The 22,249-nt window shown below is 42.1% G+C and carries 22 protein-coding genes; all 22 read left to right on the plus strand.

What is annotated here, in order from left to right:
• Position 1 precedes the first annotated feature (1 nt).
• The 22 genes from map (at position 2) to NQ556_RS02770 (ending at position 22,104) form a co-directional block, all read left to right on the plus strand.
• Positions 2 to 766: a type I methionyl aminopeptidase gene (gene map / locus NQ556_RS02660; protein ID WP_008372566.1), complete on the plus strand. Its 765-nt coding sequence runs from the start codon at positions 2 to 4 to the stop codon at positions 764 to 766.
• A gap of 19 nt (positions 767 to 785) precedes the next feature.
• Positions 786 to 1,046, plus strand: a complete 261-nt coding sequence (locus NQ556_RS02665; protein WP_022220187.1) for a KOW domain-containing RNA-binding protein — start codon at positions 786 to 788, stop codon at positions 1,044 to 1,046.
• The gene (infA, locus tag NQ556_RS02670; protein ID WP_004607275.1) at positions 1,047 to 1,265 is read left to right on the plus strand and encodes a translation initiation factor IF-1; all 219 of its coding nucleotides are present in this window, start codon (positions 1,047 to 1,049) and stop codon (positions 1,263 to 1,265) included.
• Positions 1,266 to 1,384: 119 nt separating this feature from the next.
• Positions 1,385 to 1,498, plus strand: a complete 114-nt coding sequence (rpmJ, locus tag NQ556_RS02675; RefSeq protein ID WP_005339020.1) for a 50S ribosomal protein L36 — start codon at positions 1,385 to 1,387, stop codon at positions 1,496 to 1,498.
• A 451-nt stretch (positions 1,499 to 1,949) separates the two neighbouring features.
• The gene (gene rpsM, locus NQ556_RS02680; protein WP_022220186.1) at positions 1,950 to 2,318 is read left to right on the plus strand and encodes a 30S ribosomal protein S13; all 369 of its coding nucleotides are present in this window, start codon (positions 1,950 to 1,952) and stop codon (positions 2,316 to 2,318) included.
• A gap of 40 nt (positions 2,319 to 2,358) precedes the next feature.
• On the plus strand, positions 2,359 to 2,754 hold the full coding sequence (gene rpsK, locus NQ556_RS02685; protein WP_008372572.1) for a 30S ribosomal protein S11: 396 nt from the start codon (positions 2,359 to 2,361) through the stop codon (positions 2,752 to 2,754).
• A gap of 26 nt (positions 2,755 to 2,780) precedes the next feature.
• Positions 2,781 to 3,374 carry a 30S ribosomal protein S4 gene (gene rpsD, locus NQ556_RS02690; RefSeq protein WP_022220185.1) on the plus strand — a complete coding sequence of 198 codons (594 nt, stop codon included), beginning with the start codon at positions 2,781 to 2,783 and terminating at the stop codon, positions 3,372 to 3,374.
• 146 nt (positions 3,375 to 3,520) lie between these two features.
• Positions 3,521 to 4,480 (plus strand): DNA-directed RNA polymerase subunit alpha, encoded by a 960-nt coding sequence (locus NQ556_RS02695; protein WP_008372575.1) that lies wholly within the window; start codon positions 3,521 to 3,523, stop codon positions 4,478 to 4,480.
• 146 nt (positions 4,481 to 4,626) lie between these two features.
• Entirely contained in the window at positions 4,627 to 5,163 is a 537-nt protein-coding gene (locus NQ556_RS02700; protein ID WP_022220184.1) for a bL17 family ribosomal protein, read from the plus strand.
• A gap of 159 nt (positions 5,164 to 5,322) precedes the next feature.
• Positions 5,323 to 6,552 (plus strand): substrate-binding domain-containing protein, encoded by a 1,230-nt coding sequence (locus tag NQ556_RS02705; RefSeq protein WP_022220183.1) that lies wholly within the window; start codon positions 5,323 to 5,325, stop codon positions 6,550 to 6,552.
• Between the two features lie 14 nt (positions 6,553 to 6,566).
• The gene (locus NQ556_RS02710) at positions 6,567 to 8,183 is read left to right on the plus strand and encodes a response regulator (RefSeq protein WP_330614813.1); all 1,617 of its coding nucleotides are present in this window, start codon (positions 6,567 to 6,569) and stop codon (positions 8,181 to 8,183) included.
• Positions 8,180 to 9,667 carry a sensor histidine kinase gene (locus NQ556_RS02720; RefSeq protein ID WP_022220181.1) on the plus strand — a complete coding sequence of 496 codons (1,488 nt, stop codon included), beginning with the start codon at positions 8,180 to 8,182 and terminating at the stop codon, positions 9,665 to 9,667. The genes NQ556_RS02710 and NQ556_RS02720 overlap by 4 nt, the downstream gene beginning before the upstream one ends.
• A 137-nt stretch (positions 9,668 to 9,804) precedes the next feature.
• A complete protein-coding gene (locus NQ556_RS02725; RefSeq protein ID WP_008372586.1) occupies positions 9,805 to 10,902 on the plus strand; it encodes an ABC transporter substrate-binding protein in 1,098 nt (365 codons plus the stop codon).
• A 142-nt stretch (positions 10,903 to 11,044) separates the two neighbouring features.
• Entirely contained in the window at positions 11,045 to 12,556 is a 1,512-nt protein-coding gene (locus tag NQ556_RS02730) for a sugar ABC transporter ATP-binding protein (RefSeq protein ID WP_008372588.1), read from the plus strand.
• Positions 12,556 to 13,623, plus strand: coding sequence for an ABC transporter permease (locus NQ556_RS02735; RefSeq protein ID WP_008372590.1), 1,068 nt, complete (start codon positions 12,556 to 12,558; stop codon positions 13,621 to 13,623). Before NQ556_RS02730 ends, NQ556_RS02735 begins: the two co-directional genes overlap by 1 nt.
• Complete coding sequence (locus tag NQ556_RS02740; RefSeq protein ID WP_008372592.1) at positions 13,623 to 14,648, plus strand: ABC transporter permease subunit; 1,026 nt, start codon at positions 13,623 to 13,625, stop codon at positions 14,646 to 14,648. Before NQ556_RS02735 ends, NQ556_RS02740 begins: the two co-directional genes overlap by 1 nt.
• A 174-nt stretch (positions 14,649 to 14,822) precedes the next feature.
• The gene (rpiB, locus tag NQ556_RS02745) at positions 14,823 to 15,266 is read left to right on the plus strand and encodes a ribose 5-phosphate isomerase B (RefSeq protein ID WP_022220180.1); all 444 of its coding nucleotides are present in this window, start codon (positions 14,823 to 14,825) and stop codon (positions 15,264 to 15,266) included.
• A 410-nt stretch (positions 15,267 to 15,676) separates the two neighbouring features.
• Positions 15,677 to 16,804, plus strand: coding sequence for a GntR family transcriptional regulator (locus NQ556_RS02750; RefSeq protein WP_022220179.1), 1,128 nt, complete (start codon positions 15,677 to 15,679; stop codon positions 16,802 to 16,804).
• A gap of 50 nt (positions 16,805 to 16,854) precedes the next feature.
• The gene (locus tag NQ556_RS02755) at positions 16,855 to 18,450 is read left to right on the plus strand and encodes a xylulokinase (protein ID WP_022220178.1); all 1,596 of its coding nucleotides are present in this window, start codon (positions 16,855 to 16,857) and stop codon (positions 18,448 to 18,450) included.
• A 42-nt stretch (positions 18,451 to 18,492) separates the two neighbouring features.
• Positions 18,493 to 19,182 (plus strand): L-ribulose-5-phosphate 4-epimerase, encoded by a 690-nt coding sequence (gene araD, locus NQ556_RS02760; RefSeq protein ID WP_022220177.1) that lies wholly within the window; start codon positions 18,493 to 18,495, stop codon positions 19,180 to 19,182.
• Between the two features lie 160 nt (positions 19,183 to 19,342).
• Positions 19,343 to 20,842, plus strand: coding sequence for an L-arabinose isomerase (gene araA, locus NQ556_RS02765; protein WP_022220176.1), 1,500 nt, complete (start codon positions 19,343 to 19,345; stop codon positions 20,840 to 20,842).
• 272 nt (positions 20,843 to 21,114) lie between these two features.
• The gene (locus NQ556_RS02770) at positions 21,115 to 22,104 is read left to right on the plus strand and encodes a LacI family DNA-binding transcriptional regulator (protein ID WP_008372602.1); all 990 of its coding nucleotides are present in this window, start codon (positions 21,115 to 21,117) and stop codon (positions 22,102 to 22,104) included.
• The last annotated feature ends 145 nt before the right edge of the window (positions 22,105 to 22,249 follow it).

Genomic DNA, 22,249 nt, shown 5'->3' on the forward strand with positions numbered 1-22,249 from the left:
GATGCCGATTACGATTAAATCAGAAAGAGAAATTGAACTGATGACAGAAGCCGGAAGGATTCTGGGGATCGTACATAAGGAACTGGAGAAGGCATTAAAACCAGGAATGAGTACACTGGATATCGATGCATTAGGTGAAGAAGTTATTCGCAGCTATGGCTGCGAACCTTCTTTTCTGAATTACAATGGATATCCGGCGTCTATCTGTGTTTCTGTAAATGATGAAATCGTTCATGGGATTCCGTCAGCAAAGCACCTCATAAAAGAAGGTGATATTGTGAGCCTGGACGCAGGAGTGATCTACAAAGGTTATCATTCTGATGCTGCAAGGACACATGCTGTCGGTGAGGTCAGACCGGATCTTCAGAAACTGATCGATGTAACGAGGGAAAGCTTCTTCGAAGGAATAAAGTTCGCAAAAGAAGGCAATCATCTATATGATATATCCCGAGCAATCGGTGATTATGCGGAAAGCTTTGGATACGGTGTTGTCAGGGAACTGTGCGGACATGGAATCGGGACCAGTCTTCATGAATCACCGGAGATTCCGAATTTCCAGATGCGAAGAAGAGGACCGAAGCTGAAAGCCGGAATGACACTGGCAATTGAGCCGATGGTCAATCTCGGAACAGAGAGGATTCGCTGGATGAGTGATAACTGGACGGTGGTGACGGCAGACAGAAAAGAATCAGCACATTATGAAAATACAATTCTGATCACAAAAGACGAACCGAAGATCCTGTCGATTGCAGATGGAAATATATAACAGAACAGAGGAACAGAAAATGGATAGATGGGAAACAGGAATGCTTGCGAAATCTCTGGTCGGTCATGATAAAGATAAGGTATATGTGATCGTCGGACTGGATGAACAGTTTACATATCTTGCAGACGGGGAGAGGAAAACGCTTCAGAGTCCAAAGAAAAAGAAAAAGAAACATGTACAGCTCATTAGAGAACAGCATGAGATTTCCGAAGCGGATGATGTAAAGCTGAAACGGATATTAAAAGAATATAAGATGTCAGAAAAGAAGGAGGACAAATAAATGTCTAAAGCAGATGTAATTGAAATCGAAGGAACAGTAGTAGAAAAACTTCCGAATGCCATGTTTCAGGTAGAACTGGAAAATGGACATCAGGTACTTGCACATATCAGCGGAAAGCTGCGTATGAACTTTATCAAAATTTTACCGGGTGACAAGGTTACTCTGGAACTGTCACCATACGATTTATCTAAAGGAAGAATTATCTGGAGAGATAAATAAAATATTACTTGACAAAACTAAAATCCAGGTGATATAATTTTATGCGAACTGTGCGAGGGACTTTTTCTGCGCACAGGGGGAAAATGCAGACCAGGCAAGGTATGAAAGGAGGATTTGACGTGAAGGTTAGATCATCAGTAAAACCGATTTGCGAAAAATGCAAAGTTATCAAGAGAAAAGGAAGCGTCAGAATTATCTGCGAGAATCCGAAACATAAACAGCGTCAGGGATAGGTTCTGAACACTTAATGAAAGCAAGCCACAGGCGCAGCTTGAATTTAGTGAAAAGACCGCTCCCAAGCCTTAGTGACGACGAGCCGTAGGCGACAGAGGAACTTAGGCGCACGGAGCAGCGAAAGACAGATTTATGTAAACTTAATTAGGCGGCTGATAGAGGATACGCCAGGGTGTGTGTAGAGCGTTATCCACTATTTAATATACATGAACACCACGGGCAAGTGGTTTCTAGTATATTGCTTAAAAACCGGCGGTCATTAGCCGAGAGATCGGTTGCCGGAAAGGATGCGGATACCGAACCGCATCTGGGCTGGGATATCGGACGTGTCTGAGGCATTGGATACATTTTGAAAAGTCCGGTAGGGCTCTTTTTGATAACGGGATGCCCGCAGCCTCATTATAGGACAATGTGAAACCAAAAAAAGAAAGAAAATGGAGGAAATCACAAATGGCTCGTATTGCAGGTGTAGATTTACCAAGAGACAAACGTGTAGAAATCGGATTGACTTATATCTATGGAATTGGAAGAACAAGTGCAACCCGTATTCTCGCAGAAGCAGGAGTTAATCCTGATACTCGCTGCAGAGATCTTACAGATGACGAAGTTAAAAAGATCAGTGCAGTGATCGATGAAACTCAGACAGTTGAAGGTGATCTTAGAAGAGAGATCGCTCTTAACATCAAGAGACTTCAGGAAATCGGATGCTATAGAGGAATCCGTCACAGAAAAGGACTTCCGGTTCGTGGTCAGAAGACAAAGACCAATGCAAGAACAAGAAAAGGTCCTAAGAGAACAGTAGCAAACAAGAAGAAATAATTTCGACAAATAATAAAAAGGAAAGTGTAGGTTAGTTTAAATGGCTAAGAAAGTTACAAAAAAAGTGACAAAAAAACGTGTCAAGAAAAACGTTGAACGCGGACAGGCACATATCCAGTCATCTTTCAATAATACAATCGTTACTTTGACAGATGCACAGGGAAATGCTTTATCATGGGCAAGTGCCGGTGGTCTTGGTTTTAGAGGTTCAAGAAAATCTACTCCATACGCAGCTCAGATGGCAGCTGAAACAGCAGCTAAAGCAGCTCTGCCGCATGGTCTTAAATCAGTAGACGTATTCGTAAAAGGACCAGGTTCAGGAAGAGAAGCAGCAATCCGTGCTCTTCAGGCATGCGGAATTGATGTAACAAGCATCAGAGACGTAACACCGGTACCACATAATGGATGCCGCCCGCCGAAGAGAAGAAGAGTCTAGTCGAATTATTATAGGAGGATACGAACATGGCAGTAAATAGAGTCCCGGTTCTTAAAAGATGCCGTTCCCTTGGAATGGATCCGGTATATCTTGGAATTGATAAAAAGTCTAACAGACAGTTAAAGAGATCCAATAGAAAAATGAGCGAGTATGGTCTTCAGTTGCGTGAAAAGCAGAAAGCTAAATTCATCTATGGTGTATTAGAAAAACCGTTCCTGAACTACTTCAAGAAAGCAGATCAGATGAGCGGAATGACAGGTGAAAACCTGATGGTTCTTCTTGAATCAAGACTGGATAACGTAGTATTCCGTCTTGGATTTGCAAGAACAAGACGTGAAGCAAGACAGATCGTTGATCACAAACAGGTTCTTGTTAACGGAAAACAGGTTAACATCCCTTCTTACCTCATTAAAGCAGGTGATGTGATCGAGATTAAAGAAGGTAAAAAATCTTCACAGAGATACAAAGATATCGTAGAAGTTACAGGTGGACGTCTTGTTCCAGAATGGCTTGAATCAGATATCGAAAACCTGAAAGGAACAGTTAAAGAACTTCCTACTCGTGAAGCAATCGATGTTCCAGTTGACGAAATGATGATCGTCGAGTTATATTCTAAATAGAACGCATTCGTATAAAATGCAATACTTAACGAACCTGATTTCTGGGTTCGTTAAGGTTCTGTTAGGAAATATCCTGTTTTTTATCGAAAACAGGACAAAAACTGACACCCTCAACATACAAAAACCCATAAGGAGGGACCAAAATAGTGTTTGATTTTAATAAACCTAATATTGAAATTGCAGAAATTTCAGATGATAAGAAGTATGGCAGATTTGTTGTAGAACCACTTGAAAGAGGATATGGTACAACACTTGGAAACTCTCTGAGAAGGATTATGCTTTCTTCTCTGCCGGGAGCTGCAATCAGCCAGATTAAAATCGACGGAGTATTGCATGAGTTCAGTTCTATTCCGGGCGTAAAGGAAGACGTAACTGAAATTATCATGAACTTAAAAACACTCGCAATTAAGAATTCTTCCGAGACAGATGAGCCGAAAACAGCTTACATCGAATTTGAGGGAGAGGGCGTAGTTACAGCTGCTGATATTCAGGCAGATTCTGATATTGAAATCATGAATCCGGAAACTGTAATCGCTACACTTAACGGCGGTGCAGACAGCAAGCTTTATATGGAACTGACTATCACAAAGGGAAGAGGATATGTAGGTTCTGATAAGAATAAGACAGAAGATATGCCGATTGGTGTGATTCCGATCGACTCTATCTATACACCGGTTGAGCGTGTAAATCTTACAGTTCAGAATACTCGTGTCGGACAGATTACCGATTATGATAAACTCACACTTGATGTTTATACAAATGGTACTCTTGCACCGGATGAAGCAGTCAGCCTTGCTGCAAAAGTATTAAATGAACATCTCAAGCTCTTTATTGATCTTTCTGAAGTTGCTCAGTCAGCGGAAGTTATGATTGAAAAGGAAGACGATGAAAAAGAAAAAGTTCTTGAAATGAGTATTGATGAACTTGAACTTTCTGTTCGTTCATATAACTGTCTGAAGAGAGCAGGAATCAATACTGTAGAAGAACTTACAAACAGAACATCAGAAGATATGATGAAAGTTCGTAACCTTGGACGTAAATCTCTTGAAGAAGTTCTTGCTAAATTAAAAGAACTTGGTCTTGAACTCAGCCAGGGAGACGAATAAGGAGTTCCCGTTTCGCATGTGAATACAGGCAGAAACACTGACGCACGATCTGGCTAGTAAGCCCGATGAAAGCATAACCAGATGGCATATCCGCAGTAAGACCGAAGGTGCATGCCGGTATGTCCCGAATAATGGAGGATAAAAAAATGGCAAAGTATAGAAAACTTGGAAGAACAGCAAGTCAGAGAAAAGCATTACTGAGAAATCAGGTAACAATGCTTCTTCAGCACGGAAAAATCAGAACAACAGAAGCTAAAGCTAAAGAAATCCGTAAGATCGCAGAAGGTCTTATCGCTTCAGCTGTAAAAGAAAAAGATAACTTCGAAGAAGTTACAATCAAAGCTAAAGTTGCTAAGAAAGATGCAGAAGGCAAGAGAGTTAAAGAAGTAGTAGATGGTAAGAAAGTTACTGTATACGAAGAAGTTGAAAAGACAATCAAAAAAGACAATCCGTCAAGACTTCATGCAAGACGTCAGATGCTGAAAGTACTTTACCCTGTAACAGAAGTTCCGACTGCTGCAGCTGGAAAGAAGAAAAATACAAAAGAAGTTGATCTGGTAGACAAACTGTTTACAGAGATCGCTCCGAAGTATGCAGACCGCAACGGCGGATATACAAGAATCATCAAAATTGGACAGCGTAAAGGTGACGCTGCAATGGAAGTTATTCTTGAGCTTGTATAATCAAATGAGATCGAAAGCCACAGGCATTTATGCCTGTGGTTTTTTGTGTATATAGTGAGCTGGTCTGCTCGATTTCTACCTTTCTTTCTGATAAAAGTCAGTGTATAATAGAAAACATCTGAAAAGAATGTCCTTTAACAGACGTAAAGGAGGAACGACATGGGACGTGTAGGACGATTTATTTTAAAGGTTGCGGCAGTATTGATATTGACTGTATCGGCGGGTACATTTGCACTTTCTTTATTTACAGGAGAGACAAGAAATGGGGATAATCTGCAAAGCGAGTTCGATTATCTGATCACAGTGGGAATTTCACAGAGTGGAGAAGAAAGCTCATGGAAGGATGCAAATACAGCGTCTTTTATGGATACATTTGTCAAATCAAACGGTTATGAAGCGGTGTATGCAGATGCAGGTAGCGATCAGGAAAAACAGATTGAAGATGTGGAAGGATTTATAAAACAGGGTGTGGACTATATCATTCTGAATCCGATTTCTGAAATTGGCTGGGATGATGTGCTGGAAGATGCAAAAAAGGCACATATTCCTATAATCCTTGTGAATAACGGTGTAGATACGGATGACAGCAGTCTGTATTCGTGCATGCTTGGAAGTGATTACGGAAAACAGATGAAAAAGGCAGGAAAATGGTTGGATGAATATCTGAAAGAAGAGGACGAGAAAAAGGCAGAGAAAGAAAAGGCGGCTTCTGAGGCACCGACTCAGGAAGAATCGGAACAGACGGACAGTGAAGATACGGAAGTAAATACAGACAGTTCAAAAGCGACAGATAGCAGTGCATCCATTTTTGATAAAATTATGAAAAGCAGTTCAACGGCGAAGGATGAGACGGATTCGACAGAGGAGGAGCAGACAGAAGAAGACTTTACCATCAAGATCGCCGCGATTCAGGAATCCATCGGCTCGGAGGAGCAGCTGATGAGAGCGCAGGGATATCAGACTATGCTGGAAAGGTATTCGGACTGGGAGATGGTGGCACAACAGACCGGTGACAATTCCAGAGAAGAGGCAGAGAAAGTCATGAAACTATTTCTTGAGCAGGAACCGGATTTACGGGTAGTGTTTGCTGAGAGTGACGAGATGGCACTGGGAGCCATCGATGCGATCGAGAAATCAGGAAAGACCTGTGGAGAGGACGGAGATATTATTGTGATTTCATTTGGTGGAAGCAAAGCGGGGATCGAAGCTGTAAAAGAAGGTAAATTGAATGTAACCTTTGAATGCAATCCTGGCCAGGGACCGAAAGCGGCAGAACTGATCCAGAGACTGGAATCGGATATTTCCATTGATAAGGAACAATACGTGGAAGAAACATATTTTGATGGAACTATGGATTTGGATGAAATTATAGAAAACAGAACATATTAAAGGCAGGAAGAAGAATGATAAAAGTATTTTTGGTTGAAGATGAAATTATTATCAGAAATGGGATCAAGAACAGTATTAATTGGGAAATGCATGGATATGACTTTGTCGGAGAGGCAAGTGATGGAGAACTTGCGTTACCGATGATTCTCGAAAAGAAACCAGACATCCTGATCACGGATATTAAGATGCCTTTTATGGATGGACTGGAACTCAGTGAGCAGGTTAAAAAAGTACTTCCGGCTACGAAAATCATGATTCTGAGTGGATATAATGAGTTTGATTATGCAAAGATGGCGATTAAGATTGGTGTAACCGATTACCTTCTGAAGCCAATTTCTTCAGAAAAATTGTTGGATGCAGTTAACAAAGTAGCAGAAGAAATCCGGAAAGAGCAAAGTGAAAAAGAGCAGATGAATCAATATGCCCGTGAAATGCAGGAAAACAAAGAAAGTGAAAAGTTTCAGTTTTTCAATCAGGTGTTTGCAGGAAGTATGCCATTTGGAGAATGTCTGGAGCAGGGAAAGCAGCTGGGAATTGAAATCAGTGCAGAGGGATATTGTGTGATCCTCTTTAAGATCATTATGATTGATCATCCGATGGATTATAGCGAGGATATTGTAAGTGCAACTGAAGATATAGAAAATCTGAGTGAGCAGACAGAAAAGCTCCTGTGGTTCCGGAGAGGTGTAGAAGGATGGGGATTTATTGCACAGGGAGCTGTTGGTGAAGAACTGACTGCGAGAGCTCAGACATTTAGGGAAGATCTGGAAAAAGTTCTGGAAAAATATAAAAATCTGGAATATTTTGGAGGAATTGGAAGTCAGGTGGGGAGGTTCAGTGAGATTAAAAGATCCTACAATGATGCAAACAGAGCCTTTGCAGAGCGTTTTTCAAGAAGTTTGAGACAGTTTGTGAGTTATTCAGAGGTTCATCAAATGGGGGTTCAGAATGACGTTGAGATGCACAGACTCGGAACCATGGCGGAGAACCGGAAAATGCTGGAGCGTTTCCTGAAGACAGGAACGGAAAATGAAGTAAAAAGCTTTATGGATGCATATTTTGATGCAATTGGTGAGCAGAACCTGCAGTCGATGATGTTGAGACAGTATATTGTAATGGATACTTTTATCAGCGTCCAAAGTCTGGGAGACAGTTTGAACATTGAAAAAGAAGATATTGAAAGAGAGCTTGGCGATGTGCAGGAGGTATCGCAGTATGTGCAGGAACTGGAGGCAACGAGGAAGTACCTGGAAAATATAGTCAGACGAATGATCCGGTTAAGAGAGCAGGCATCGGGCAGACGCTATTCAGAAATTATTGAAAAAGCGAGAGATTATATCGGACAAAATTATATGTCAGAGAATATTTCACTGAACCTGGTGGCTTCGAGCGTCAACATCAGTCCGAGCTATTTCAGCTCTTTGTTTAGTCAGGAGGTTGGCTCAACCTTTGTAGAATATCTGACGGGTGTTCGTATGGAAAAAGCAAAAGAGCTTCTGATGTGTTCGGATAAGAGGACATCGGATATGAGGTGGGATACAAAGATTCCCATTATTTCAGCTATATATTCAAAAAGACACAGGGATGTTCGCCGAAGGAATTCCGTTCAAGAGGAAGGGGATAAAATATGAAGGTGAAATATAAGAACTGGTCGATCAATAAGAAACTGCTTTCCATTTCGCTGTCAGCATTTCTGCCAATGGTAATTCTGGCCGCCTATTTGATCGCGTCTTTAAATAATGCGGCATCAGCTTATTCTGAGATTACAAAAAGTATTGCCTATGCCAACCGTTATGTGAAAGACTTTAAAAGTCGGCTGGACTATAGTGTGTATCTTGCTGTGGTAAGTAATAAGCAGCTTAAGGAGGTCGGAGATGGAGTTACAACGGTAAATGGAGTAGTGACGGTGAATCCATACGACTATATTACGGAGATGGAAGAGGCGTGTGATAAGATGACGCAAAATGCGACGGTTCCGCTCACCCAGTCACAGGCGGGACGTATTAAAAATTCACTGTCTTCACTCCGTTTTTGTGTACAGGATCTGGATAAACAGATTAAAGAACGGACTTCTTATGATGAGAGAATGGAATATTTTAACAGTAATGTCAAAGATCTGACGACACTGGTACAGACCGGAATCCAGGACTATGTCTATCTGGAAACTTCCAATTTTGTGACTGTACAGACGGAACTGAACCGGAATAACCGTAATTCGACCATTTTGGCGGTCGGAGTAGCAATTGTTGCGATGAGTATTTCCCTGCTGCTCAGTGGACGAGCAGCACGAAGTGTGACAAGACCGATCCGCGATCTGTGTGATCTGACAGAGAAGGTTGCCGGCGGTGATTTCTCTGTAAAAACACAGGTCGAAGCAGGGGACGAGATTGCGGTGCTCACGCGGAGCTTTAACGATATGACAGAGGAAATCGGGATTCTGGTAGATGATATCCGGAAAAAACAGGAAAATCTCAGAATTATTGAGAACCGACTTCTGCAGGAACAGATCAATCCACATTTCCTTTACAATACTCTTGATGCCATTGTCTGGCTTGCTGAGGAAAATAAAAGTGCAGAGGTTGTGAAAATGGTAACCTCGCTCTCTGATTTTTTCCGCACAACCTTAAGCAAAGGACATGATTATATTACAGTGAAAGAAGAGCGGACGCATATTGAGAGCTATCTGGAGATCCAGCAGTTCCGCTATCAGGATATCCTGGACTATGAGATCCAGATGGATGAGGAGATCTATGGCTACATTATACCGAAGCTTACACTGCAGCCTCTTGTCGAAAATGCGCTTTATCATGGAATTAAGAATAAGCGGGGGAAAGGTAAAATCCTGATTACCGGTAAAAAGCAGGGAGATAAAATCATTTTCCAGGTCATTGACAATGGAAAAGGTATGACAGAGGAAGAACTGAACAGTCTCCGGAAAAAGATGGCAGGGACGGATACAGGAGATGAAGCGAAGGGCTTTGGTGTATCGAATGTGAACCAGAGAATCAAGTATTATTACGGGGAGGAATACGGAGTGTTCTTTGAAAGCAAGGAAAATGAAGGCACAAATGCGACGATCATCATAGCAGCTAAAAATATTCAACTTCTATCATAAAAAAACTAACTTTTTCACAGAAAAGCAGAAAATATTCTACCAAAAGAGGAAGATTTTCCGTTTTAAAAGTATGAAAATTTTATTATTATAAGTACATCAAGAGGTTAAGAAAACCCAATGAAGGAGGAACATGTAAAATGAAAAAAAGAAAAGTGTTAGCAGTATTGTTATGTGCAGCGATGACAGCAGCTTTAGCAGTTGGATGCGGTGGAAGCAAAGGATCTGACAGCAGCGACAAGAGCAGTGATTCATCAAGCTCATCCGATGATGTGATCACAGTAGGCTTCTCGCAGGTAGGTGCAGAATCTGACTGGCGTACAGCAAACTCTCAGTCAATGAAAGACACATTCAGCAAAGAAAACGGATATGACCTGATCTTTGATGATGCTCAGCAGAAACAGGAAAACCAGATCACAGCAATCCGTAACTTCATCCAGCAGGAGGTTGATTACATTCTTCTTGCACCTGTTACAGAGACAGGATGGGATACAGTTCTTCAGGAAGCAAAAGATGCAGACATCCCGGTAATCATCGTTGACCGTATGGTTGATGTATCTGATGACAGCCTTTACACAACATGGATCGGAACCGATGCTCTTTGTGAAGGTCGTAAAGCAGCTGAATGGCTGAACGGATTTGCAGAAGCAAAAGGAATCGCAGCATCTGATATCCATATCGCTGATATCCAGGGAACAATCGGATCTACAGCTCAGATCGGACGTACAAAAGGTCTTGAAGAAGGCGTTGATAAATACGGATGGGATCTTGTAGCTCAGCAGACAGGTGAATTTACACAGGCTAAAGGTCAGGAAGTTATGGAGTCTATGCTGAAACAGTATGACAACATCAACGTAGTATACTGCGAGAACGATAACGAAGCATTCGGAGCAATCGATGCAATCGAAGCAGCAGGTAAGACAGTTGGATCTGATATCGCTAACGGCGAAATCATGGTAATTTCTTTCGATACAACACATGCAGGACTTCAGGATGTTCTTGATGGAAAGATCGAATGCGATGTAGAGTGTAACCCACTTCACGGACCACGTGCTGAAGAACTTATCAAAAAACTTGAAGCTGGCGAAGACATTGATAAACTGAACTATGTAGATGAAGAAATCTTTGCTCATGATGACACAGTTAAATCTGTAAAAGCTACAAACAGTTTAGACGAAGAAAAAGATTTTGATGTAACACCACTTACACAGGATATTCTTGACAAACGTGCATACTAAAATGCATTAGGAAAGTCGGATATATAATTTGACAGACACATAAGGGTGGATGAATAGAGAGGCGTGGTAGATAATAATCGGAATGTGCCGGATATTTATACTACGCCCTCTTTATTGAAAAAAGGAAAGCAGGTGGAAGAGTATGGAGGGTAATGTTGTACTTACAATGCGGGATATTTCCAAGACATTTCCCGGTGTAAAAGCATTGCAGCATGTTGATTTTACACTTCGCAAGGGCGAAATTCACGCTCTGATGGGTGAGAACGGTGCAGGTAAATCTACACTGATCAAGGTTCTTACCGGTGTACATGAATTTGAAAATGGCGAGATCCGTCTGGATGGAAAAGACGGTCCGATTATTAATAAATCACCTCAGGACGCACAGAACAATGGTATCAGTACTGTATATCAGGAAGTTAACCTTTGTCCGAACCTGACGGTGGCAGAAAATCTGTTTATTGGACGCGAACCAAGAAAAGCAGGATTTATTGACTGGCGTACAATGAACAAACGTGCAACAGAATTGCTTAAGAGTCTTGAAATTGATGCTTCAGCTACACAGAAGCTGGAAGAGGTTTCTCTGGCAAGACAGCAGATGATCGCAATTGCACGTGCAGTTGATATGAAATGTAAGGTTCTGATCCTTGATGAGCCAACTTCATCTCTGGACGATGATGAGGTTGCAAAACTGTTCAAACTGATGAACAGACTGAAAAATGAAGGTGTAGGTATTATTTTCGTAACACACTTCCTGGAACAGGTATATGAGGTCTGTGACAGAATCACAGTTTTACGAAATGGGGAACTGGTTGGCGAATACGAAGTCAAAGATCTGCCAAGAGTTATGCTTGTTGCCAAGATGATGGGTAAAGACTTTGATGATCTTGCAGATATCAAGGGAGATCATGCAGAACTCAAAGAATTCATCCCGGTTATCGAGGCAGAAGGACTTAGCCATAAAGGAACGATCAAACCGTTTGATATGACGATCAACAAAGGTGAGGTTGTCGGATTTACAGGACTTCTTGGATCCGGACGTTCGGAACTTGTCCGTGCAATTTATGGAGCTGATAAAGCGGATTCCGGTAAACTGAAAGTTAACGGAAAAGAAGTAAAGATTCATGCTCCGATCGATGCAATGAAGCTTGGTATGGCATATCTTCCGGAAGACAGAAAGAAAGATGGTATCATCGCAGATCTGTCTGTCCGTGAAAATATTATTATCGCACTTCAGGCGAAAAAAGGTATGTTCCATCCAATGAGCAGAAAAGAAATGGATGAAGCAGCAGATAAATATATTAAGATGCTTCAGATTAAGACAGCAAGCCGTGAAACTCCGATCAAGAGTCTGTCAGGTGGTAACCAGCAGAAGGTTATCATTGGTAGATGGCTTCTTACCAATCCGGATTTCCTGATCCTGGATGAACCTACAAGAGGTATTGATATCGGAACCAAGACAGAGATCCAGAAACTGGTACTTGATCTTGCAGATCAGGGAATGGCGGTTGCATTTATTTCTTCAGAAGTAGAAGAAATGCTCCGTACCTGTTCACGTATGGCAGTTATGCGAGACGGTAAGAAGGTTGGAGAAATTTCCGGTGATGAATTATCACAGGAAGGTATCATGAAAGCAATCGCAGGAGGTGAAGAGTAATGAGCACAAATAAATCAACATGGAAAAAGCTTACCTCTATGAGGCTTTTCATGCCACTGGTGTGTCTGCTTGCAATCATTATCGTAGCTACAATTACAATTCCGGGCTTCTTAAGCATGTCTCTTAAGAATGGAGTTCCATACGGATATCCGGTCGATGTGATCAACCGTGCATCCGAGCTGGTTATTTTGTCAGTTGGTATGACACTTGTTACAGCAGCTTCCGGAGGACAGGACATCAGTGTCGGAGCTGTTATGGCAGTCGCAGGAGCCGTATGCTGCCAGATCCTTTCCGGTGGGGAAGTATCTGTAAACTCTCTGTCAGCACCGATTATCGTTGCATTCCTTGCAGCACTGGTTGCTTCAGGAATCTGCGGTGCATTTAACGGATTTCTGGTTGCAAAGCTGAATATTCAGCCGATGGTTGCGACATTGATCCTTTACACAGCAGGACGTGGTATCGCCCAGCTGATCACAGACGGACAGATTACATATATCCGTGTGAAATCTTATCAGGTATTCGGAAGCTATGTCGGAAAATTCCCGATTCCGATGCCAGTTGTAATTGCAATTATCGTAGTTATCATTGCATATGTTATTTTGAAAAAGACAGCTCTTGGACTTTATATCGAGAGCGTTGGTATTAACGGAACCGCATCCAGACTGGTCGGACTTAATTCAACCATGATCAAGTTCCTTACTTACCTGATCTGTGGTGTACTTGCAGGTGTTGCAGGATTTGTGGCTTCCAGCCGTATCTACTCAGCAGATGCCAACAACATTGGTCTGAACCTTGAAATGGATGCCATCCTTGCAGTTGCCCTTGGTGGAAATGCCCTTGGTGGTGGTAAGTTCAGCCTGATGGGGTCTGTGATCGGAGCTTATACAATCCAGGCACTTACAACTGTTCTTTACGGATTGAATGTATCAGCCGATCAGCTTCCGGTCTATAAGGCAATCGTTGTTGTAGTCATCGTTGTCCTTCAGAGCCCGGTATTCAAGAAATTTATTGCAGTGCAGAAAGAAAAAAGAACATCAAAGGCTGCAGTGAAAGGAGGAGCTAACTAATGAAAGCAAAAGTATCCGGAACAAAAAAGAAAATTAACGGAACGACATTCCTCCTTATGATTACAATTTTACTGTTTGTTGTAATGTACGCAGCAGGTATGATCGTATTTAACGACAAAGGTTTTGCAAAACCGCAGATGTTCCTGAATCTGTTCATTTCCAATGCAGGTCTTCTGGTTATCGCGATGGGCGAAACGATCGTTATGATCACAGCTGGAATCGATATCTCAGTTGGTTCTGTTACAGCACTTGTATGTATGGTTGCTGCAAACCAGATGGAAAATCACGGTGCAAGCGCTTATACCGCACTTCTTATGGCACTGGTGATCGGACTTCTCTTTGGTCTGGTTCAGGGATTCCTGGTATCTTATCTGGAGATCCAGCCATTCATTGTTACACTGGCAGGTATGTTCTTTGGACGTGGTATGACATCAATCATCAGTACAGATATGATTTCTATCAAAAATGCAACTTTCATGGCATGGGCTAAATACAAAATTTACATGCCGTTTGGTTCTTACAGTAAGAGGGGAAAATTCCTCCCGGCATATATTTATCCGACAGTTATCATTGCAATCATCGTTCTGATCGTAATCATAATCGTTATGAAGTATACAAAATTCGGACGTTCTGTATATGCGATCGGTGGAAATGAACAGAGTGCACTTATGATGGGACTGAATGTTAAGAGAACAAAAATGGCTGCATACCTTCTGGACGGCTTTCTTGCAGGACTCGGCGGATTCCTTTTCTGTATGAACAGCTGTGCCGGATTCGTAGAACAGGCAAAAGGTCTTGAGATGGATGCGATTTCAGCAGCCGTTATCGGGGGTACACTACTTAGTGGTGGTGTCGGAACTCCATTCGGAACCCTGTTCGGTGTACTGATCAAAGGAACGATTTCCAGTCTGATCACTACACAGGGAACACTTTCAAGCTGGTGGGTACGAATCGTACTTTCCGCACTCCTCTGCTTCTTCATCGTTCTGCAGTCTGTATTTGCAAGCCTGAAGAAGAAAAACTAAAGAAAGAACAGTACTTGAAACATTACAGGCGAAAAGAGAAAACGACGGGTATTGACGGAAACTTTTTAATTGCCTATAATAAAAAAGTAGGATTTAAACACCGGATGTTCATATCGTACATCCGGTGTTCTTTTTGTAAGTATTGAGTATAAAGGGGAAGGAGGAAGATGAGATATGAAAATAGGGATTGCGAATGACCATTCTGCAGTGGATATGAAAAAGCAGGTGGTAGAGTATCTTGTGGAAAAAGGATATGAAGTTGTCAATTACGGAACTGATTCTTATGAGAGCTGTCCTTATCCGAAATATGGGGAAAAGATTGGAAAAGCAGTTGCAGACGGAGAAGTGGATCTCGGAGTTGCAATCTGTGGAACCGGTCTTGGAATTTCCATGGCAGCCAATAAGGTTCACGGTGTCCGCGCAGCGGTGTGTTCTGAACCATATACGGCAAAGATGGCAAGAGAACATAATAATGCAAATGTGATTGCGTTCGGTGCAAGAGTAATTGGAATCGAGATGGCAAAGATGATCCTTGATACATTTCTTGGTGCAGAGTTCCTTGGGGGACGTCACCAGGATCGTGTAGATATGATTATGGCGATCGAAGAAAATCAATAGTGCGGATGAAAAACAACAAGAGCGGATAAAGGCAATGAAAAAGCTTTTATCTGCTCTTGTTGTGTATATGGTGAGCCAAGTGCAGATTGGCGCCTGCACAAGGTTCTGCATTTGGTGAAGGGAAGAGGTTACAGTAGTACGTGAATCGAAAAAAGCTTGTTATACTTGTTTTGGTGGCATCAAAAAACAATACCATATTATTTGATGTTTTAGAAGAAGTGCACAAAAGATACAAAAAGAAGAATACAAGTTAGGACCTCGATGAAAAACAAATATGTATTCAAGTTGTACACATATGATAAATACAACTTAGCAAAAATATACAAAAGTTGTACGATAATTTGTAACATATTACGGGTTGAAAATCAGGTGTTTCTTAAGGTATATTAGAGGTAAGGAGAGCAGGGGATTTGTACGTAAATCAGGTGGAAAAGAAGAAAAAAGTGAAAGAAACATCAGCAAAATATGAAGGAATTGTAAGATGGATTCGAGAACAGATTGAAGCGGAAAAACTGCAGCCGGGAGAGCGGATAGAGTCGGAATACCAGCTTTGTGACCGGTTTGGGGTAAGCCGTCAGACTGTCAGACATGCGATCGCTGTTCTGGAAAAAGAAGGTATGATCGAGAAACGCCGTGGAAGTGGGACTTATATAAAGGAAAGTGGCATCATCGGGGTCAGACGAAAAAAAACGATGCAGATCGCAGTGATGACAACTTTTGTTCAGGAATATATTTTTTCTGGTATTATTCAGGAAATCGAGAACAAGATGTCACGCGCCGGATATGGAATCCAGATTTCCATCACCAACAATTCTGTAGACAAAGAACGTTTTATATTGAAAAGCATTCTGGATAAGAAAAGAGTGGATGGAATTATAGCGGAACCGACAAAGAGTGGCCTTCCTAATCCAAATCTCAATCTGTACAGGCAGATCATGGAGCAGGGAATCCCGGTGATCTTTATCAACAGCTATTATCCGGAACTGAAAGCGCCGCATGTAAGTCTTGATGATAAGATAGCAGGGAAGATGGCGACGAAATATCTGATCCAGTGCGGACACCGTGAGATCGCAGCGATTTTCAAGGCAGATGACGGGCAGGGACACAGAAGGTATGCCGGTTATATCGAAGCTTTAATGGAAGCAGATATCAGGATCGAAGATAAACGGATTGTCTGGATTGATACCGAGGATGTGCGCAATCGCAATATGCGTGAGGAGAGCAGCTGGATTTTAAGAAGGATTCAGGGATGTACGGCATGTGTATGCTACAACGATGAGGTTGCGAGCAACCTTGCGGCGACATGTCTGGAACAGAAGATCAAAGTGCCGGACAAGATGTCGATCATTGGAATCGATGATTCTGATCTGGCAAATTATTGCGAAGTACCGCTTGCTTCTGTGAAGAATCCGATCCGGGAGCTAGCGAAGAAGGCAGCAGAAGAGATCCTTGATCTTATGCAGGAGAAAGAAGTGCCGGACAGTGTGGAACTGAAACCGGAGATTATCAACCGGAGTTCTGTAAAAATCATCAAATAGAAATATTTATCAAATCAATTATATTTTATGAAAGGAAAGGTAAAGAAAAAATGAGTGATGTAAAAAGTATGATCGAAGCGGGAAAGACTTCCCTTGGAATCGAGTTTGGTTCCACACGAATCAAAGCAGTTCTGGTAGGAGAAGATAATGCACCGATTGCTTCGGGAAGCCATGAATGGGAGAACCGTTTTGACAACGGTGTCTGGACTTACACGTTAGAGGATATCTGGACAGGTCTTCAGGACTGCTACAGAGATCTTGCTGTAGATGTGAAGAAGCAGTATGACGTAGAGCTTACTACTGTCGGAGCACTTGGATTCAGTGCCATGATGCATGGATATATGGTATTTGACAAAGCAGGAGAACAGCTTGTACCGTTCCGTACATGGAGAAATACAATGACAGAGCAGGCAGCAAAAGAACTGACAGAATTATTCCGTTTCAATATGCCACAGAGATGGAGCGGAGCGCATCTGTATCAGGCAATTCTGAACAAAGAAGAGCATGTAAAGGATATTGATTTTATTACAACGCTTGCAGGTTATGTACACTGGAAACTGACAGGAGAGAAAGTCCTTGGCGTTGGTGACGCATCCGGAATGTTCCCGATCGACAGCACAACACGTAACTGGAATAAAGAGATGCTTGCCAAGTTCGATGAACTGGTTGCACCGAAAGGATATCCTTGGAAAGTAGAAGATATCCTTCCAAAAGTCTTGGTTGCAGGTGAAAAGGCAGGAACACTTACCGAAGAAGGTGCAAAGCTTCTGGACCCAACAGGAAAGCTTCAGGCAGGCATTCCGGTATGCCCTCCGGAAGGTGATGCAGGAACCGGTATGGCAGCTACGAATAGCGTCAGAGTCCGCACCGGTAATGTATCAGCAGGAACCAGTGTATTTGCAATGGTTGTTCTTGAAAAAGCACTTGAGAAAGTACATGAAGAGATCGATATGGTAACAACACCTGCAGGAGATGCCGTGGCAATGGTTCACTGCAACAACTGTACTTCAGATCTGAATGCATGGGTAAATATTTTCAAAGAATTTGCAGAAGCATTCGGTATGAAAGTCGATATGAACGATCTGTTCGGAACTCTTTACAACAAAGCTCTGGAAGGTGATGCAGACTGTGGCGGTCTGATGTCTTATAACTTCTTCGCAGGAGAACCGGTTGTTGGACTTGATGAAGGACGTCCGTTATTTGTTCGTATGCCAGACAGCAAATTCAATCTTGCAAACTTCATGAGAGCAAACTTATATGCATCTCTGGAAGTCCTGAAAGTCGGAATGGACATTCTTCTGAAAGAAGAGAAGGTAGCCGTTGATGAGATTCTCGGACACGGTGGACTCTTTAAGACAAAAGGCGTTGGACAGAGCATCCTGGCAGCAGCACTTGACACACCGGTATCTGTTATGGAGACAGCCGGAGAAGGCGGAGCATGGGGAATCGCACTTCTTGCATCTTACATGAACAACAAGGCAGAAGACGAAGCCCTGGATGATTATCTGGATGCAAAAGTATTTGCAGGACAGAAGGGTACAAAGATGGATCCGGATCCGAAGGATGTAGAAGGATACAATACATTTATCGAACGCTTCAAGAAGACGCTTCCGATCATGAAAGCTGCAACAGAGACTATGAAATAGAACCCGAAATATTTTACATAAACACAGTAGGAGGCTAAAGCAATGTTAGAAGAACTGAAAAAAGAGGTTTATGAAGCCAATATGCTTCTGCCTAAGTATGGACTTGTCACATTTACCTGGGGCAATGTCAGCGGAATCGACCGCGAAAGCGGGCTTGTTGTGATCAAACCGAGCGGTGTGGATTATGACAAAATGACAGCAGATGACATGGTTGTTGTAGACCTGGAAGGAAACCGCGTGGAAGGCAACTTAAATCCGTCTTCTGATACGGCAACACATCTGGAACTCTACAAAGCGTTTCCGGATATGGGTGGTATCGTCCATACACATTCCCCATGGGCAACCAGTTGGGCACAGGCAGGAAGAGGAATCCCTTGCTACGGAACCACACATGCCGACTATATGTACGGTGAGATCCCATGTGTCCGCAATCTGACAAAAGAAGAAATCGACGAAGCATATGAGAAGAATACAGGAGTTCTCATTGTGGAACATTTCAAAGGTACAGAATACATGGCAATGCCTGCAGTACTCTGCAAGAACCACGGACCATTCACCTGGGGAACCGATCCACACAATGCAGTACATAATGCAGTCGTACTCGAAGAAGTAGCTAAAATGGCAGCTCGCTGCGAAATGATCAATCCAGACGTAAAACCTGCCCCACAGGAATTACAGGATAAACACTACTACAGAAAACACGGTAAAGACGCGTACTATGGACAAGGCTAAAGCACTTAATGAATGCGAGCCGTAGGCGACACATGAATTTAGTGCGTTGCCTGTTCGGCGCACTTAGCGAGCGGGAGCATGTGCGACTGCGAGCTTAGTAAGACCGAACTTGTATTGGGAAGATAGAGTAAATCAATTAAACAAAAAGGAGAATAAAAACATGTTAGTACAGAAAGATTACAAATTTTGGTTTTGCACAGGATCACAGGATTTATACGGAGATGAATGCCTCGCACACGTAGCAGAACATTCACAGATCATCGTAAAAGCCCTCAATGAATCAGGAATTCTTCCATACGAAGTAGTCTGGAAACCAACCCTGATCACGAATGAAGTAATCAGAAGAACTTTCAACGAAGCAAATACAGATGAAAACTGTGCAGGTGTTATTACATGGTGCCATACATTCTCACCGGCAAAATCATGGATTCTCGGATTAAAAGAACTGAGAAAACCATTACTTCACCTTCATACACAGTTCAACCGTGAAATCCCATACGACACCATCGATATGGACTTCATGAATGAGAATCAGGCAGCTCATGGTGACCGTGAATTCGGACATATTTTCACACGCCTTCATAAGAACCGTAAAGTCATCATGGGTTACTGGGAAGACAAAGAAACACAGGAAAGAATCGGTGACTGGATGCGTACAGCAGTTGGTGTCATCGAAAGCAGTCATGTACGTGTTATGCGTGTAGCTGACAACATGAGAAACGTTGCCGTAACAGAAGGTGACAAAGTAGAGGCTCAGATCAAATTCGGATGGGAAGTTGATGCTTACCCGGTAAATGAAGTTGCTGACGCAGTAGCTCAGGTTGGACAGGGTGATGTAAATGCACTTGTTGAAGAATACTATGACAAATATCAGATCCTTCTGGAAGGAAGAGATGAAGCTGAATTCAGAAAACATGTGGCAGTTCAGGCTCAGATCGAACTTGGATTTGAAAGATTCCTTGAAGCAAACAATTATCAGGCAATTGTTACACACTTCGGAGATCTTGGATCACTTCAGCAGCTTCCGGGACTTGCAATGCAGAGACTGATGGAAAAAGGATATGGTTTCGGTGCGGAAGGTGACTGGAAGACAGCAGCTATGGTTCGTGTAATGAAGATCATGACACAGGGCAAGAAAGATGCAAAGGGAACTTCCTTCATGGAAGACTACACATACAACCTTGTACCTGGAAAAGAAGGTATCCTGGAAGCTCATATGCTGGAAGTTTGCCCGACAATCGCAGATGGACCGATCAGCATCAAGTGCCAGCCGCTTAGCATGGGTGACAGAGAAGATCCTACACGTCTTGTATTTACAGCCAAAGAAGGACCGGCTGTCGCAACATCACTTGTTGATCTTGGCGACAGATTCCGCCTGATCATCAACAGTGTAGACTGCAAGAAAACAGAAAAACCGATGCCGAAGCTTCCGGTTGCAACTGCATTCTGGACACCACAGCCAGACCTCAGAACAGGTGCAGAAGCTTGGATCCTGGCAGGTGGAGCTCACCATACAGCATTCTCTTATGACCTGACACCGGAACAGATGGGTGACTGGGCAGAAGAAATGGGAATCGAAGCTGTTTATATCGATAAAGATACAAAGATCAGAGATTTCAAAAATGAATTAAGATGGAATGAAGCTGCGTATAGAAAATAAATAGTAGCAGATGAATTCTAAGAAATAAACAACCGGGCAGAATCACATTTAAAAGTGAACTGCCTGGTTTTTTGCAACGTATAAAGTTCTAGGTAAAAGTAAAAGTTGAAAAACAGAGCAGTAAAAAAGTTAAATTTTACTAAAGTTATTTATTTCTCCGAAATGTGTGCTATAATGAATTAAATAAATTGCAAAGGAAAGTCATCAAGGGAAAATGCATTAAGGCAATATTGAAAGAAAATAAAAAGAAAGAGAAATAATGGGGGAAGGACATGGCGACGATTAAGGACATTGCGGCAAAAGCGGGGGTTTCCATAGCGACAGTATCCAGAGTGTTGAATCATGATGAAACTTTGAATGCGCAGGAAGAGACAAAAAAAAGAATTTTTGAAATTGCAGAGGAATTAGAATACGAAGTACGCGCACAGAAAAAACGCAGGCGAAAACTGAAGATAGGTGTATTTTATTCTTATTCTCCTGAAGAAGAACTTCAGGATCCTTATTATCTTTGTATCAGGCTTGCTATAGAAAAAAAACTGGAAGAAGAAGGATATACAAAGGTGATTGTGAAACTGGATGATTCGCCGGAGATGATCAACGGATTAGATGGTGTAATCTGTACCGGTACATTCACAAAAAAAATGGTAGAAGCAATAGAGATATGGGAATGCCCGGTTATATTTATTGATGCAGATCCAAACCCAAAGAGATTCGATTCAATTGTGGTAGACTATAGACGGGCAGTAGAAGAGATTGTTTCCTATCTGGTAGGGTGTGGACATACGAAAATAGGGATGATCGGCTGTCGAGAAGTTGATAAGGAGGGGGATGAAGTACTGGATACGAGAATACAGCATTTTCAGAACGCTTTGAAAAAACGGGGACTGTATCACCCGGAATATACAAAGTTTGGTGCTTATTATGCAAAATATGGATACAAACTTCTGAAAGAGTTTTACGAGGAAGGGAATCTGCCGACTGCCTTGTTTGTTGCGAATGATTCGATGGCAGCAGGAAGTTATCGGGCTGCATATGAACTTGGGCTTAAAATACCGGATGATATCAGTATTATTGGCTTTAATGATATCCCAACTGCGAAATACATGGTTCCTCCACTTACTACGGTGAGATTGTACATGGAGTTCATGGGAGAATATGCAGTAAAACTTCTGGAAGAGCGAATTATACATGGAAGAGAGATTTGTGTAAAAGTTTCAATCCCGACTAAACTTTATATACGTGACAGTGTTAAAAAATTTTAATAAGGTAAAAAAGTAAGAGGCTATGGAACGGAGAATGTCCTATAGTCTCTTTATGTATACAGATTGAGTGATGACAGATTGTTTTGTTATGATTTTTTAGCTAAAAATAAAGAGTTAAAATCAACCAAGTAAAAACAGACAACTT

The organism is Coprococcus comes ATCC 27758 (assembly GCF_025149785.1).
GTDB lineage: Bacteria > Bacillota > Clostridia > Lachnospirales > Lachnospiraceae > Allocoprococcus > Allocoprococcus comes.